General features: G+C 62.7%; 11 protein-coding genes and 2 pseudogenes. 4 read left to right on the top strand and 9 right to left on the bottom strand.

The features are described from left to right. Positions 1 to 88 precede the first annotated feature (88 nt). From NBE95_RS20815 to NBE95_RS20825, 3 genes and pseudogenes are all read left to right on the top strand, one after another. A complete protein-coding gene (locus tag NBE95_RS20815) occupies positions 89 to 790 on the top strand; it encodes a glutathione S-transferase N-terminal domain-containing protein (protein WP_289896640.1) in 702 nt (233 codons plus the stop codon). 135 nt (positions 791 to 925) lie between these two features. Beyond that, entirely contained in the window at positions 926 to 1252 is a 327-nt protein-coding gene (locus NBE95_RS20820) for an AraC family transcriptional regulator (RefSeq protein WP_289896641.1), read from the top strand. A gap of 46 nt (positions 1253 to 1298) precedes the next feature. Next, positions 1299 to 1520: pseudogene (locus tag NBE95_RS20825) on the top strand (transposase); the annotation flags it as partial. A gap of 1395 nt (positions 1521 to 2915) precedes the next feature. On the opposite strand, the pseudogene NBE95_RS20830 reads toward NBE95_RS20825, so the two are convergent. From NBE95_RS20830 to NBE95_RS20855, 6 genes and pseudogenes are all read right to left on the bottom strand, one after another. Continuing rightward, positions 2916 to 3278, bottom strand: a pseudogene (locus NBE95_RS20830) (AAA family ATPase); the annotation flags it as partial. A 197-nt stretch (positions 3279 to 3475) separates the two neighbouring features. Next, positions 3476 to 4543 (bottom strand): GlxA family transcriptional regulator, encoded by a 1068-nt coding sequence (locus NBE95_RS20835; RefSeq protein ID WP_289896758.1) that lies wholly within the window; start codon positions 4541 to 4543, stop codon positions 3476 to 3478. A gap of 3 nt (positions 4544 to 4546) precedes the next feature. Then, complete coding sequence (locus NBE95_RS20840) at positions 4547 to 6988, bottom strand: FAD-dependent oxidoreductase (RefSeq protein WP_289896759.1); 2442 nt, start codon at positions 6986 to 6988, stop codon at positions 4547 to 4549. 18 nt (positions 6989 to 7006) lie between these two features. Next, a complete protein-coding gene (locus NBE95_RS20845; protein WP_289896760.1) occupies positions 7007 to 8173 on the bottom strand; it encodes a mandelate racemase/muconate lactonizing enzyme family protein in 1167 nt (388 codons plus the stop codon). Positions 8174 to 8188: 15 nt separating this feature from the next. After that, positions 8189 to 9058 carry an alpha/beta hydrolase gene (locus tag NBE95_RS20850; RefSeq protein WP_289896761.1) on the bottom strand — a complete coding sequence of 290 codons (870 nt, stop codon included), beginning with the start codon at positions 9056 to 9058 and terminating at the stop codon, positions 8189 to 8191. A 27-nt stretch (positions 9059 to 9085) separates the two neighbouring features. Then, entirely contained in the window at positions 9086 to 10609 is a 1524-nt protein-coding gene (locus NBE95_RS20855; RefSeq protein WP_289896762.1) for a trimethylamine methyltransferase family protein, read from the bottom strand. 103 nt (positions 10610 to 10712) lie between these two features. Between NBE95_RS20855 and NBE95_RS20860 the strand changes: the two genes are divergently transcribed. Continuing rightward, positions 10713 to 11624, top strand: coding sequence for a LysR substrate-binding domain-containing protein (locus NBE95_RS20860; RefSeq protein WP_289896763.1), 912 nt, complete (start codon positions 10713 to 10715; stop codon positions 11622 to 11624). Between the two features lie 87 nt (positions 11625 to 11711). Here the strand turns inward: NBE95_RS20860 and NBE95_RS20865 are convergent, their stop codons facing one another. The 3 genes from NBE95_RS20865 to gcvP all read right to left on the bottom strand — a co-directional run bounded on the left by NBE95_RS20865 (position 11712) and on the right by gcvP (position 16450). Next, the gene (locus tag NBE95_RS20865; protein WP_289896764.1) at positions 11712 to 12146 is read right to left on the bottom strand and encodes a putative Na+/H+ antiporter; all 435 of its coding nucleotides are present in this window, start codon (positions 12144 to 12146) and stop codon (positions 11712 to 11714) included. Beyond that, a complete protein-coding gene (locus tag NBE95_RS20870) occupies positions 12140 to 13537 on the bottom strand; it encodes an L-serine ammonia-lyase (protein ID WP_289896765.1) in 1398 nt (465 codons plus the stop codon). Before NBE95_RS20870 ends, NBE95_RS20865 begins: the two co-directional genes overlap by 7 nt. A gap of 66 nt (positions 13538 to 13603) precedes the next feature. Continuing rightward, positions 13604 to 16450: an aminomethyl-transferring glycine dehydrogenase gene (gene gcvP, locus NBE95_RS20875; protein WP_289896542.1), complete on the bottom strand. Its 2847-nt coding sequence runs from the start codon at positions 16448 to 16450 to the stop codon at positions 13604 to 13606. Between the last annotated feature and the right edge of the window lie 8 nt (positions 16451 to 16458).

Raw genomic sequence — 16458 nt, forward strand, 5'->3', positions numbered from 1 at the left:
CTTGCGGCAGAAAATCCTTGTCTAGCGCTCGGATACAGGCGATCTTCACCTCAAACGACACGCCACTTGGGGAATGCAGGAGAAGATCATGAGCCAGACGCAACCGATCGAAGTCTTCTACTTTCCGACCCCGAACGGGAAGAAGATCACCATCATGCTGGAGGAGCTGGGCGTTCCCTATCATGTGAACCCGGTTCACATCGGCAGGGGCGACCAGTTCAAGCCGGAATACCTCGAGATCTCGCCCAACAACAAGATCCCCGCCATCCTCGACCCGGAGGGGCCGGACGGCAAGCCGGTGTCGATTTTCGAATCGGGCGCCATCCTGCAGTATCTTGCCGGGAAGTTCGGCCGCTTCCACGGCAGGGACCACCGGGCCCGGATCAAGGTCGATCAGTGGCTGTTCTGGCAGGTGGCGGGGTTCGGCCCGCTGCTGGGGCAGAACTATTTCTTTGCCAAGGATGCGCCGGAAAAAATTCCCTATGCCATCGAGCGCTACCGCAAGGAAACCCGCCGGCTCTACGGTGTCCTGAACCGGCAGCTGGACGGACGCGACCATATCGCCGACGAATTCAGCATCGCCGACATCGCCGTGATCGACTGGTCGCTTTACTGGGACGACCTGGGCGTGGACCCGGCCGAGTTCCCCAATGTGGCGGCATGGCAGAAGCGGATGCAGGCGCGCCCCGGCGTCGCGCGCGGGCTGGCGGTCAAGCTTCCGGACGGCGATGCGCCCGATATCGAGAACGAGGAGGCCCGCAGGATCCTGTATGGGCAGAGCTCGCGCTGACGGCAAGGCGAGGGCATGGTGCGGTCGGCCCCGCATGGGCCTCCGCCTCCGGCCCCCGATGCGGCTTCCCGCCCGCCCCGGCGGGCGCGGCGGCGGCTTGCCCCCTCGGCAGGCGCGGTGAGATAAGACCGAAGCATGGACACGCCGCTTGAACCCCTGGGCCTGCTGATCGAACGCCAGTTCGGCCGGTTCGGCCACGAGACGCCGCTGGACGGCCTGCTGCTGAGCCGGGCCGTGGCGCCGAGCGGCATCATATGTTCGGTGTTCCGCCCCTCGCTGTGCGTCGTCGTCCAGGGTGCGCAGGTCAGCACCCTGGGCGACCGGCCGTTCCAGCACGATGCGGGCCAGGGCATGCTGGTTTCGATCGACGTTCCGATCATCGCACGGATCACCCAGGCCACGGCGGACCGCCCTTACCTGGCATTCAACCTGGAAATGGACCTTAGGCTCCAGACCCATTGATTTCAGACCGTTGACATGATTCAGGCTCTGCAAGGAGACCTGATCGATGAGCAATCTTTATTGGCTGACCGACGCCCAGATGGAGCGCCTCAAGCCGTTCTTTCCCAAGAGCCATGGCAAGCCCCGCGTCGATGACCGTCGCGTTCTGAGCGGTATAATTTTCATCAATCGCAATGGGTTGCGCTGGTGTGACGCGCCGAAGGAATACGGCCCGGCCAAGACCCTCTACAACCGTTGGAGGCGCTGGAGCGACAATGGCGTATTCGCTATCAAGCCCTCGCGGCCGAGACAGCCGAAGAGCTTGAGCGGCACCGCGCTGGGCTGTCTCATGCTGTAGACCTTCAGGAACAGGTTCAACAGTCCTTGCAGGGGTTCGCACAGAGTATGTCGTTTCTGGGGGATGCGGTATCAGATGCTCGGACAGAGTCTTGCGGGCGTTCTCCGATCTTCCAGAAAAGAATTCAGCCTGAGCAATATGTAGTGGCAGATGTGCGGCACCGAAATCCGACATTGCGGTGCGAAAGGTAGAAACAGAAAGCCTACCATACCGAATTGCACCATCGAAATGTGCATCCTGAAGCAAGCTAAAGCAGAGAATATTCTGCGTAAGTGCAAGACGCACAGGATCCACTTCAGCGATTTTTTCGATGTCGGTCTCCAACCGAGCAACGGTATCGGCCGGTATCCGGCGGTCGCTGTAGAGGTTCATTAGCGCATCTACCAGTCGAAGCTCTGCGACAAGGATCGAATCGGATAGAGGGATCATCGAACTGATTGCCATCACGAGATGGAGGGCCAAGTCGATTTCACCCCGTTTCGCCGCCGAGATCGCCAAGCCGAGCACTGTTCGGGGATGGGCGGGGTAGTGCCGAGGCGCAAGTTCCATCAATGCGGAGAACTGCGCAAGCGTTCCTTTTTCGCCACGATAGATAAGCCGCCATCCCCCGCCATTCTCTACAACACCGGCGGCGAACGCGAGATCGCGCGAGCGCAATGCATATCGGATTGCGCGGCGCCATTGCTCGAGGCCCTGATAATGTACTGCCGCGCGCTTTTGCAATGCTGTCAGATCGACACCTTCAACTTTGGCCTGGGCGGAGAGGTAATCTGCCACTACGCTGTGGAGTCGCCTGCCTCCCACGACCGCATCGCCTCTATCCATAGGAAGAGCTAGGGCATCAATCAGCCCAAGTAGACGTCGCGATTGCTCAGGGCCGAGAACAGCACGAAGCATGTCAGGGTGCAGGGTCTCGAACGCTGCAGCGGCTAGAAGCAGGGGGCGATCTTGCTCATCAATCCCGTCAACTATCAATTGTGACAGATAGGCGGCCATTTCGCGGTGGTTACCTGAAAAGCCTATCAACCCCGCTAAGTCGATGCGACGGTCACGAAGAAGAACGAGCGCGAGTCTCAGAGCGACGGCCCAACCATTCACTTTCTCGTTGAACGCACGCCATATCGCAGGATCGAACTCCTTAGCTTCCAGGGCTCGGAGTGCCTCAGCTTCTTCCTCTGAAAAGCTCAATGAATCCATGCCAAATTCTGCGATTCCTCCGGTCAAGCGCAAAGCGGCTACCGGGATATCGGTCGAGACGCGCGACGCAATTACCAGCGTGAGCGGCGGGGGAGGATCCAGATAAAGCAGTTGCGACATCAGTCGGATAGTGGTCGACGACTTCACTTTCTGAAAGTCGTCGAGCAACACATAGACCTGCGTCGGCTGAGCGCGCAGCTCCTGAGTCAGTCTACTGGTCACAACGTCGAGGGGCTCGACGGGTGCCGCTGCATCGATCGACGGTGTGGAAACTCCCAGCCCCTCCAGAATCCGAGTTGCCAACACAACCGCATCCACCTCGCCATTCGGCTGCAGAGAGATCGTAGTTATGTCACGCAACGCGAGTTCGGCCTGCAGCTGGCGCAGAAGCGTTGACTTCCCACTGCCCGACGGACTCTCGATCATAACCAAGCGGACGTGATCGCGGTCAAAGAGACGGTCAAGAATGGAGTTTCTGATGACTTGCTGCATTGATCGCCTCGACGACGCTTCTTGGGCAGTATTGCCAATGCACCGCTACCTAGCAATCCCATGCTTGTACTGATGCTTAGCGTCCTGCGGCACCTCACTCGGCGGGTAGCCCTTGTGCCCAAGCATTGAGCACAATGCCTCCCGACTAGGGTCTGGACACCGATTACGGGTTCATCCCCCTTACAGACGTCCTGAACCTAGTCCGCACTGTCTGAAAGCGACCGTTCTGACACAAGTTGCATTCGTCGCGGGTTCAAGCTCTTGGAGAGGCAGTAGGTTTGTGCTGCGGATCTGCTGCCGTAGGGCGAACTGCCGAATTTCGACCGATAGCATTTGGAAAAGTGCGAAACAGCTGCGAAACCCGTGGCCATCGCGATTTCCGTGATCGAGAGATTGGACTGTACCAGCAGATCCTTTGCGCGGTTCAAGCGGAGGGCCTGATAATGCCGCTTGGGTGACGTGCCCAGATAGCGGCGAAAGAGGCGCTCCATCTGCCGGACGCTGACACCTGCCTCCTCGGCAAGTTCCTCGGCCCCGAGAGGGGCGTCGATCGTCTCTTCCATCAGCCTGATGACAGAAGCCAGTTTCGCGTTCCGTCCCGGAATGTGGTACATGAGCGATGATGTCTGCGGCCCTGTCTGATCGCGGATCGCATGATGCACCATCAGATCTGCGACCTTGCGGCAAAGATCGTCGCCATGAAGATTTCGGATCAAGGACAGCATCAGATCGGCAGCGGCGGTACCGCCCGAGGCGGTCGGGATCTTCCCCATCTCAAAGGCAGCAAGAGAGATGCGCGCCTTCGGAAAGCGTTCCGCGAAGGATTGCGCAATCTGCCAGTGGACGGCGCAGTCCATGTCATCTGCCAGCCCCGCCTCAGCGATGATCGTCACGCCACCGCAGATCGCCATGATTTGGCGGCCATGCGCCCTTTCATGACGGAGCCGGGCGATGACCCGTTCCCTCTCGCTTGGGGTGGGTGGCAAACCGCCAACCACGACAAGCACTTCGCCCTTTTCCAGTTGGTTGACCCCAGCGTCCACTTCGACCCGGATTCCCGACGAACTCTTCACCTTGCGCCCATCGGTCGACAGTGTCCGCCACTCGAAAAGTGTTCGGCCAGCGGCAAGGCTTGCCAATCTCAATGGCTCTACCGCGCAAGCAAAGGCGAGATGCGTGAAACCACCAAGCAGCAGGAAAGCCAATCTGCGGCAGTCTGTACCTTCGTTGCCAGTTGCGAAAATCCCTTCCCCGAAGTGTTTCATGAACTACCCCCGCATCCGCACACCATCCGCGTCGTGGATCTGTGTGCCAAGGACGCGCGCCGGGCGCATCTGGCCGCCGATCTCGATCTGGAGAACAGTGCCCGCCTCGGCCTGCGCGCGATCCACATAACCCATCGCGACAGAGGTCTGACCGTGATGGGCATAGCCACCCGAGGTGACGTGTCCGACGCAGGTGTCGCCAACTAGGATCGCCTCATCGCCCACCACATCCTGATCTGTCTCGACGGTCATGGTAACCAGCCGCATCGCGGGACCTGTCTCACGTTCAGCCAGCGCTGCTGCCTTGCCGATGAAGTCCTTCTTCCAGTCGATGAAGGCATCGAGCCCGCTCATCGCTGCGGTGTAGTCGGGACGGAACTCCAAGCCCCAGACGCCCCAGCCCTTTTCCAGACGTAGGCTCATGAGGGCCCGCCCCCCATAGGGGCGCAGGCCCAGATCTGCGCCTGCCTCCTCGAGCCCTTCCCACAAACGCATCAGGTATTGCGGGGCACAGTAGATTTCGTACCCCAGTTCTCCAGAGAAGCTGAGCCTCAGGAGTGTCACAGGAACGCCGCAGACGAAGGTCTCGCGGGCATCGCGGAACTTCATCGCGTTCGGCGAGACATCCATGCGCGTGACCCGCGCCAGCAGCTCGCGCGATCTCGGCCCTGAAATCGCAACGCCGTGCAACGCGTCCGAGACGTTGGCATAGGTGACGCCGTCGTTGGGCAGGTTTGCCTCGAACCAGCGGCGGTGCATTTCCTGCGCGGTGCCGGAACCGAGGAGGAGGAAGCGATCCTCGGCAAGGCATGACACCGTCAGGTCGCCCGCCAGCCGCCCCTTGTGCGACAGCATCGGCGACAGGGCGACACGACCCGGACCAGGCAGCCGCCCAGCCAGCATTCGGTCGAGCCAGGCCCGCGCTCCCGGGCCCTCGACGAGGTGCTTGCCGAAGTTGGCGATCTCGATCATTCCCACGGCTTTTCGGACCGCCGCGACCTCGGCTGCGACATAGTCATGGCTGCGGTTGCGGTTGAAGGTCGGCTCTTCATGCGCGTCTTCCGGTCCGTTCGCGAACCACAGCGCATGTTCCAGCCCGAAGGACACGCCCATGACGGCCCCCTTGGCGACCAGGCGGTCATGCAATGCGGTCGTCTTCTGCCGACGCCCTTTGGGCAGGGTCTCGTTCGGGAAGGTCATCACGAAGCGGCGTTCGTAGTTTTCGCTGGATTTCACGGTGCCCCAGTCGGGCGTTGCGAAATCGCCAAAGCGGGCGATGTCCATGGCGCGGACGTCGATTTCGGGCTCCCCTTCGATCATCCATTCGGCAAGGCTCTTGCCCACGCCGCCCGCCTGGCAAAAACCTGCCATTACTCCAACGGCGGCCCAGTAGTTGGTCATCCCAGGAACCGGGCCTATCATGGGGTTGCCATCCGGACCGAAGGTGAAGGGGCCATTCACCACCGTCTTGATCCCGGCACGCCCAAGCGCGGGGATACGGTCAAAGGCCAGTTCCAGCCGGTCGGCTATACGGTCAAGGTCCGGTTGCAGGAGCTCGTGGCCGAAATCCATGGGCGTGCCAGCCACCTTCCAGGGCGTGGATTTCGGCTCGTAGGTGCCCAGCAGCATCCCATTGCGTTCCTGCCGGAAGTAGATGTTCGCCTCGTAATCGATGCCAGCTGGCAGGCGTTCGCCCGACTTCATGCGCTCTGCAATCTCGGGGATCTCTTCAGTGATCAGATAGTGGTGTTCCATCGGCTGTACTGGGACATGCAGACCCGACAGCCGCCCCGCCTCACGCGCCCAGAGGCCTGCGGCATTGACCACATGCTCGGCGTTAATCGTGCCCTTGGGCGTCACCACGTCCCAGCTGCCGTCCTTGCGCTGGCGGGTTTCGATCACGGGCGTATGGGTGAAATACTGCGCCCCATGCACACGCGCCGATTTGGCATAGGCGTAGCAGACGCCCGACGGGTCAACATCGCCATCCAGCGGGTCCCACAGCGCGGCGATATAGTGGCTGGGGTCGATCAGTGGGTGGCGGCGCGCGGCCTCTTCGACGCTGATGAACTCCTGATCCAGTCCCATGTAGCGCGCCTTGGACCGTTCCCGCTTCAGATAATCGTGCCAGACCTCGTTCGAGGCGAGGTAGAAGCCGCCGGTGTTGTGCATGCCGACGGAATGGCCCGAGGTTGCCTCGATCTCTTTGTAAAGATTGATCGTATAGCCTTGCAGGCGACTGATGTTGGGATCGGAACTAATCGTGTGGATCTGCCCCGCAGCGTGCCAACTGGAACCCGAGGTGAGTTCGTCCCGCTCCAGCAGGACACAATCCTTCCAGCCGAACTTGGCAAGGTGGAACAAGATCGAACAGCCGACGACACCCCCGCCTATGATGACGGCACGGGCATGAAGCGGCAAAGGCGAAACAGGTGGCATGGTCATTCTCTCGTAAAGGGAAGGTCAGTTGAGCGGCAAACGGCGGAAGCGACCCGGTGCTGCGGGATCGTGGAAGTGATCCAGCGGGCCGTTGTCGACCAGGTGCCGGTTCCAGTGCGCCAGCGCCGCCCGGTCCAGCGTGACGCCAAGGCCGGGGCCCTCAGGAACCTGCACCACGTTGTTCTTCTGACGGAACGGCCCGCCTTCGATCACGTCGCCGATCTGCCAACGGAAGAGCGACTGCGATGGTTCGGTGATCCACGGTTGGGCCGCCGACATGTGCAGATAGGCAGCCGTTGCGATGCCCGCATCGCCGGAATAGCACCAGAAGCCCACTCCCATCGCCTCGCAGGCGCCGATGAAGCGTACGGCGCGGGCGATGCCACCCAGCACGGCGAAATTCGTCACGATGAAATCGGGCACCCCCATCCGCACTGCGCGGCGGATGTCGGGCGCATGGGTCGAGAAGGGAATGGACGAGTGTCGCCGCAGGGCCGCCATGTCCTCGAAAGTCCCAACAGGGTCTTCGTAGTTGCGGATGTCGTAAGGTTCGATCTCGCGCAGCACCCGGATGGCGGTGTTCAGCGACCATTGCATGTTGCTGTCCAGCCGGATCATGTCCCGCGGCCCCAGCGCAGCGCGCATCTGGCGCACCGTATCGATCTCCAGCAGCGGGTCGCCAAGGATCAGCTTGCCCTCGAACATGGTCGACCCATGCGCCTCGCGCATGGCAAGGCAGTAGTCGGCGATGGCCTCGGGCGTCATCTCGCCACCGTCGCGGAAGCCGAAGTATTCGGTGAACGGGATGTCCTTGCGGACCGCACCCCCCAGCAGCCGATAGAGCGGTTCACCCGCCACCTTGCCGCGCAGGTCCCAAAGCGCGATCTCGATGGCACCGAACGCCTTCACGACCGAGGAGTCATCGGTGTTCTGGACGATTTGCCAAGGCGGTACGCACAACGCCTCACAGCCGGCGATGTCGAGGGGGTCGGCTCCGATCAGCCGCTCACCCATCGCCTCGATGCTGCGCACGACGTCAACCGACGGCGCCTCTCCCAGACCGATCAGACCCTGATCGGTCTCGACCTCGATGATCGTCTTGGAGGTGCCCGGATAGTGCCCGCCCGTCCACCACATCGGCTTATCGAGCGGAATGTTGACAGGCGTGGCTTTCAGCGCAGTGATCTTCATGGCGGCAGGGTCCAACTACTGGGCGGTGGATCGGGTCAGGAAATCAAGAACGAGGGCAGCGAAGATCTCGGGCCGCTCGCGGAAAGCCGAATGGCTGGCACCCGGGATGACGGCGATTTCGCCTTTTGGCAGGGTCTCGGCCAAGGCCAGCGCATCTTCGGGGCGGAAGAAATCATCGTTCTGGCCGAGGATGACCAGGACCGGAATGTCGATCTTCGCCAGTTCTTCCGCCGGAATGACCATCTCGGTGGTCCAGACCGGCCAGGCGAGCTTGTGCAGTTGGCGCCACCGGTCGGGCGCGGCGTCACCTCCGTGCAGAGCCTGCAGGCGACCCGCGAAATCCGGCGCGTTCACTTCCAGCGCGTCTAGCACCGCATCAGGGAGTTCGCCTCGCTGGTCATAGCCGTAGAACGCCATCATCCCGGCCATGTAATGGTCGTCCGCCGCGACCCGGTTGGTCGCCCCACCGATCACCGCCGCAGAAGCCACGCCGGGATGGGCGATCAGGAACTTCTGCACGATGATCCCGCCGTCGGAGTAGCCCATTACCACGGGCTTTTCGAGGCCGAGGGCGGCGATGAACCCAGCCAGATCCTCGGCCGCCAGATCATAGCTGAAGGTTCCAGAGGGGTTGTCAGTGCCGCCGTGGTTGCGCGTGTCGGGCGTAAGGAGCCGGAAGTTCGGCGAGGCTGCCTCGACAAAGCCGCCCCACATGCGCGAGGTTAGACCCCCTCCATGTACCAGGACGATGGAGCGCCCGGACCCCGTGTCGCCATAGGATACAGTCAGGTCACCTACGTTCACGGTGCTCCGCTCCTGCCCAAATGCCGATGTGACTAGCGCAAAGGTCGTAAGTGCAGCCGCAAGAAGAAGGTGTCTTGTCATCGCGTTCGTCCTTTCCGAGGGGGGTTGTTAGTACCAGGCATCCGGCAGTTCTGACTTGCGGCGCGTCACATAGTCGTTCAGCGCCTCAAACGTGCCGGGGTCGATGGGTGGAGTTTCGTATTGGTTCAGGAGAAGGTTCCAACGGTCATAGGCCCGTCTTGCGGCATCCTTGGAGCCTTGTTCTTCCCATTGTTCAACGCTGTCGGAGTTCGACAACTTCGCCTCGTAGAAGGCGGTGGTGTAATTGGCCATGGTATGGGCCGACCCAAGGAAATGCCCTCCCGGTTCGACATCGTCATAGGCATCCAGCCCCAGCGCGTTGTCGTCCACGGCCATGCCCTGCAGCGCCACAGCATAGGCTCCCAGACGGTCTGCATCGAGGACGAGCTTCTCGTATCCCGTGGCCAGCCCGCCCTCCAGCCAGCCCGCCGCATGCAAGACGTAGTTTGCCCCGCCAAGGACGGTGGAAAGCATGGAATCCGCGCTTTCTGCCGCCGCCTGAAAGTCAGGTAGTTTCGACGCGGTCAGCGCCCCGCCACAGCGCAGCGGTAGGTTCAGCCGACGCGCCAGCTGGCCGATGACGAAGTTCGACATCATCGGTTCCGGCATTCCGAAGGTCGGCGCACCCGAACGCAGATTCATCGAAGACAGGAAGTTGCCCAAGATGAAAGGCGCGCCCCGGCGCACGATCTGGACGTAGGCACCGACCATCATCGCCTCGGCCAGCGCCTGCGCGATGGCCCCGGCGGTGGTCACAGGTCCCATCGCACCGCCAAGGATGAACGGCACTGCGATGATTCCTTGCCCCGCGCCTGAGTAGACTTCGATCGCCTCGGTCACCACCTTGTCGACCAGAAGGGGCGAGTTTGAATTGACGTTCGCCATGATGACGCATTCGCTGTCGAACACAGAATCGCCATGCAGGATTCGCGCCATGGCCACGCTGTCCTCGGCGCGGGACTTTTCGGTGATTGCGCCCAAGTGCGGCTTATCCGTCAGGGTCATATGGGCCAGCACCATGTCGAGATGGCGCTTGCTGACGGGAACGTCGCAGGGCTCGCAAGTCACGAAGCCGGAATGGTGCAGCGGGTCCAGCGCATGGGTCAGCTTCACCAGCTTTTGGAAGTCCTCCAACGTGCCGTAACGCCGCCCCCCTTCCAGATCGCGCACGAATGGCGAGCCATAGACCGGCGCAAAGACCTGATGCCGCCCGCCGATCCTGACCGACCGAGCCGGGTTCCGGGCGACCTGCGTGAACTCGGCTGGCGCGTGGGCCAGAAGCCCGCGGATCAACTCGGGAGCGGCGCGGACGCGGGTCTCATCAACAGCTGCACCGGCGCTGCGCCAAAATGCCAGGGCCTTGGGATCGTCACGAAACTCGATCCCGACCCGTTCGATCAGCGCGAAGGCGCGGGACTCGATCCGATCTAGAGCCTCTTCATCCGCCATGGCATACCATGGAAGCGCGCGCGTGATATAAGCCGGGGCCGCAGCGGCGGGTTCTCGGTCAAGGCCACGCTTGCGGCGCGTGCTGGTTTCAATGACGGTCATGGTGATGGTTTCTGCGCATCTGAGTGAGGTTTGCGCAAAGGTTAGCCCAAGCTGCGCGCCACGTGACCGTTGCGAAATGTTGGTCTTTGGATAATATGAAGTTATGCTGCGCTTGGAACATCAGATCGGCTCCGCCCATAACCTCGTCGTCTTCGAGGCGGCGGCGCGCCATCTGTCCTTTTCACGAGCAGCGGAAGAGCTGTCCGTTTCGCAGCCCGCAGTCAGTCAGGCCCTGCGTCGGCTGGAAGATGCGATCGGCACGCGGCTGTTCCTTCGCCGTCACCGTGGTATCGCCCTGACGGATGCCGGGGAAAGGCTCTATCGCGATGTCAGCGACAGCTTCCAGCGCATCCTTGCGACGGCGCGCCAGATCGGGCGGGGCTCGGCGGGCGACCATGTGACGCTGCTCGTCTCCACCGCCTTTGCCACATGGTGGATGGTGCCGCATCTGCAGGAATTTCACGCCCTCAATCCGGGCTTCGACTTGCGGCTGGAAACCGTCAACCGCGATATCGAGATCGCCTCGCCCGCCACCACGCTGGCCGTTCGGCGGGGGGATGGCAACTGGACGGGTTACTATTCCGCCCGCATCGCCCCAGAACGTCTGCTCGCAGTTGCCAGTCCTGCGCTTCTGCGCCGACTTCCCCCCATCAACACCCTTGCCGATCTGGCCTCCCAACAACTGGTGCATCTGGACGAACCGCACCGCTACCGGCCAACCTGGGCCTCTTTCTTCCGCCATTTCGGGGCGAGCTATCCCGAACGTGGCGATGGCCTGCGCCTGAACGACTACGCCCTCGTGTTGCAGGCCGCGATGGCCGGAGAGGGGATCGCCCTGGGCTGGGACCATGTTTGCCGTCTGCCGATCGGTCAGAGGCTGATCATACCTGTCGGCCCTTGGAGGTGGGAGACCGGGGCGGGCTTCTATCTAGTGTGGTCCAATACCGATGCGCTGTCCGACCGCGCCGCCCTGACCCGCGACTGGATCCTGTCGAAGGCCGAGGTGCTGACCTAGGACGCTTAAGCCCTGCTCCAGAGATTTCAGAACTCCGACGGGGTAGCGCCGGTTATGCTACGCAGAAACTCCGTCAGGTAACTGTCATCATGACGGAACAGCGGAAAGGCGATTGCGAGGATCCACTGATTGCAGTTTGTGGCCGCGCATCGCCTGACGACGCACGAAAATCCGCAAAAGCTCATCATCATCGCCATCGCGTGCAAGCTCATCGCAATCGCAAACGCGATGATCAAAACCGGTGTCCGATGGCAGCCTCAGACTGCCACTTAGGCACTGTTGCTGGGTGAGCGCCATGTTTTGGCCGTTTAGGATCACTATCCCGACGATCGGCACCATTTCCCAGAAGGCGAAAGCGACTTCGACCTCTCCCAGAAGATGGAAGATGCCGGCGTGACTCGGACGGGTATGGGCAAGGTGTTCGAAGAACTTCGTCGAGCGGGTGAGAAGGATCGCTACTGCAAAGTTGCAAGCGGCGAAAATCTCGGCAGTGTAGCTGAGTAAAATCGGCTTGTTCAGCATTCCGGAAGATTGACGGCCAAACCGCCGGTGGAGGTTTCCTTGTACTTCAGGTTCATGTCGATGCCGGTCTGCCGCATCGTCTCGATGCAGTTGTCGAGCGGCATGAAATGCTGCCCGTCGCCACGCAGCGCTAGACTGGCCGCCGACACCGCCTTGATCGCGCCCAGACCGTTGCGTTCAATGCAAGGCACCTGAACCAGCCCCTTTGCCGGGTCGCAGGTCATGCCCAGATGGTGCTCCAGGGCGATCTCGGCGGCGTTCTCGATCTGCTCGTTGGTGCCGCCAAGTGCTGCGCAAAGTCCTGCCGCCGCCATTGCCGAGGCCGAGCCGACCTCGCCCTGGCACCCGACTTCGGCCCCCGAGATCGAGGCGTTGTGCTTGATCAACCCGCCGATGGCGGCGGCCACCAGCAGGAAGTCGCGGATGCCCTCATGCGTCGCGCCGTTGCAGTGGTCGCGGTAGTAGCGGATCACGGCGGGCACCACGCCTGCGGCCCCGTTGGTGGGCGAGGTGACAACCCGGCCCCCGGCGGCGTTTTCTTCATTCACGGCCATGGCGTAGGTGGCGATCCAGTCGTTCACGACATGCGGCTGGCTGCGGTTGGCGCCACTTTCGGACAGAAGCTGGCGATGGATGTCGCTGGCGCGGCGGCGCACTGACAGGCCGCCGGGCAGGATGCCCTCCTGCCGCAAGCCGCGTTCGACGCAGCCGTCCATCGCGGCCCAAACGGCATCCAGCCGGTCATCCAAGGCCGCGCCATGCGCCAAGGTTTCGTTCGCCCGTTTCATCGAGGCGATGCTTTCGCCCGATGCGGCGCCCATCGCCAGCATCTCGACCGCCGAGGTGAAGGGGAACGGATAGCCCGGTGACGCCGGACCCGCGGCCGGTGCCGCGCCGTCTTGCGCCCGGTCGGCGGCAAGCTCCTCGGCGGTGCGGACAAATCCGCCACCGATGGAATAATAGGTGCGCGACATCAGCGGTTCGCCGTCCGGTCGCAGGGCGGTCAGGACCAGCCCGTTGGCATGGCCCGGCAGAGGGGGGCCGTAGTCGAAGACCAGATCCTCGTCGGGGCGAAACGCCAGCACTGGCAGGCCGGGCAGCGCGATGGTCCTGGCGGAGCGCAGCGCGGCCTCTTGCGCCTCGGCGCGGTCGGGGTCGATGGTGTCGGGCAGGAATCCAAGCAGGCCCAGGATCACCGCCCGGTCGGTGGCATGGCCCTTGCCAGTGAAGGCGAGGCTACCGTGCAGGCTGGCGCGCAGCCGGGTGCCTTCGGGCGGCGCGGCGCGGCGCAGCTCGTCCAGAAAGCGCGCGGCGGCCACCATCGGTCCCATCGTGTGCGAGGAGGACGGGCCAATGCCGATCTTGAAGATATCGAAAGTTGAAAGGAACATCCTGCGCTTCCCTGTCTGCAATGGGGCGGCACCGAAGCGCCGCCCCGTCTTGTCTTCAGCCGAGGATCACTCGGCCGCGTCCATGTAGCTTTCCAGGGGCGGGCATGAGCAGATCAGGTGCCGGTCGCCATAGACGTTGTCGACGCGGTTCACCGGCGACCAGTACTTGTCCACGCGGAAAGCCCCGGGCGGGAAGCAGGCGGATTCGCGGCTGTAGGACCGGTTCCACTCGCCCACCAGATCCTCGACCGTGTGCGGCGCGTGCTTCAGCGGGTTGTCTTCGGCGTCAAGCTTGCCTTCGACGATCGCTTCCGCCTCGGCCGCGATGCCCAGCATGGCGGTGATGAAACGGTCCAACTCCGCCTTGGGCTCGCTTTCCGTCGGCTCCACCATCAGCGTACCCGCCACGGGCCAGCTCATGGTGGGCGCGTGGAAGCCGCAGTCGACCAGACGCTTGGCCACGTCATCCACCGTCACCCCGGCGCGGTCTTTCATCACCCTTGTGTCAAGGATGCACTCATGCGCCACACGTCCGCCCGCCGAGTAGAGGATCGGGTAGGCCGACTTCAGCCGGTTGGCGATGTAGTTGGCGTTCAGGATCGCCACCTTGGTCGCCTGGGTCAGCCCTTCACCGCCCATCAGCAGGCAATAGGCCCAGCTGATCAGCAGAACCGAGGCAGAGCCATAGGGGGCCGAAGACACTGCACCGCCATCGGCAAGCAACGGGTTGCCCGGCAAGTGGGGCGCAAGATGCGCCTTCACGCCGATCGGACCCATGCCCGGACCGCCGCCGCCATGCGGGATGGCGAAGGTCTTGTGCAGGTTCAGGTGGCTGACGTCCGAGCCGATGTCACCGGGCCGCGACAGGCCGACCATCGCGTTCATGTTGGCGCCGTCCAGATAGACCTGCCCGCCGTGCTTGTGCGTGATTTCGCAGATCTCGCGCGCGGTCTTCTCGAACACGCCGTGGGTCGAGGGATAGGTGATCATGCAAGCCGAAAGATTGGCGGAATGCTGTTCGGCCTTGGCGCGGAAGTCGTCCATGTCGATGTCGCCGTTCGGGGCAACACCAACAACGACCACCTTCATCCCCACCATTTGCGCCGAAGCCGGGTTGGTGCCATGAGCCGAGGTCGGGATCAGGCAGATATCGCGGTGGCCCTGACCATTGGCGCGGTGATAGGCCTGAATGGTAAGAAGACCCGCATATTCCCCCTGCGCGCCCGAGTTGGGCTGCATGGAGAAGGCGTCATAGCCCGTCACCTGGCACAGCTTGGCGTCCAGGTCGCGCAGCATTTCGGCATAGCCTGCGGTCTGGCTGTTCGGCGCGAACGGGTGAACGTCGGCGAACTCGGGCCAGCTGAGCGCCATCATCTCGGCGGTGGCGTTGAGCTTCATGGTGCAGGAGCCCAGTGGGATCATCGCCCGGTCCAGCGCCAGATCGCGGTCGGCCAGACGCCGCATGTAGCGGGTCATTTCGGCTTCGGCGCGGTTCATGTGGAAGACCGGATGGGTCAGGTATTCCGAGGTCCGCACCAACGCTTCCGGCAGACGGTATTCATGCGTCAGGTCGTCGTCGCGACGCTCGTTGCCGAAGGCAGCCCAGATCGCCTCGGTATGGGCGCGGGTGGCGCGCTCATCGAACGAGATGCCGATCTTCGTCGTGCCGACGCGGCGCAGGTTGATGCCGGCCGCCTCGGCCGATTTCAGGATCGCGCCCTGGACGGCGCCGACCTCGACGGTGATCGTGTCGAAGAAAGCCGCCGGTTCCACGGTGAACCCTGCCGCTTCCAGACCCTTGGCCAGACGCACCGTCTTGCGATGGATGCGTTCGGCAATGGCCTTCAGGCCCTCGGGACCGTGGAACACGGCATACATCGACGCCATGACCGCCAGCAAAGCCTGCGCGGTGCAGACGTTCGAGGTGGCCTTCTCGCGGCGGATATGCTGCTCGCGCGTTTGCAGCGACAGCCGGTAGGCGCGGTTGCCGCGCGCGTCGATCGACACGCCAACGATACGGCCCGGCATGTTGCGCTTCAGCCCGTCCTTGACGGCCATGTAGGCAGCGTGCGGGCCACCATAGCCCATCGGCACGCCAAAGCGCTGGGTCGAGCCGATGGCGATATCGGCGCCCATTTCGCCCGGAGCCTTCAGAACGGTCAGCGCTAGCGGATCGGCGGCGACGGTGGCCAGCGCGCCAGCGGCGTGCAGCTTGGCGATGACGGACGTGAAGTCATGCACATGGCCATAGGTGCCGGGGTACTGGAACAGCGCGCCGAAGACCTTGGCAGGGTCCAGATCGGCAAAGGGATTGCCGACGATCACCGACCAGCCCAAAGCCTCGGCCCGGGTTTTCACCACGGCGATTGTCTGGGCGTGGCAGTCCTGATCGACAAAGAAGGCGGTGGCCTTCGACTTGGCCGAACGCTGGCACAGCGCCACGGCCTCGGCGGCGGCGGTGCCTTCGTCCAGAAGCGAAGCGTTGGCCACGTCAAGCGCGGTCAGATCGGCGATCATGGTCTGGTAGTTCAGCAGTGCCTCAAGACGGCCCTGGCTGATTTCCGGCTGGTAGGGAGTATAGGCGGTATACCAGGCCGGGTTTTCAAAGATGTTGCGCTGGATCGGCGGCGGGGTGACCGTGCCGTGGTAGCCCTGCCCGATGAACGAGGTCATCACCCGGTTCATGTCGGCCACGCTGCGCAGCTTGGAAAGAACGGCCTGTTCCGACAGCGCCTTGCCCCATGTCAGCGGGGTTTTCAGCCGGATGTCGTCGGGGACGATTTCGTCGATCAGCGCGTCAAGGCTGGGCGCGCCCACGGCCTTCAGCATCTCGGCCATCTCGGCCGGAGAGGGGCCGATATGGCGACGGTTGGCAAAATCGTAGGGGGCGTAGCTGGATTCCTTGTAGGTCATGGTTTTTC

Source organism: Paracoccus sp. TOH, from assembly GCF_030388245.1.
GTDB classification, from domain to species: Bacteria; Pseudomonadota; Alphaproteobacteria; order Rhodobacterales; family Rhodobacteraceae; genus Paracoccus; species Paracoccus simplex.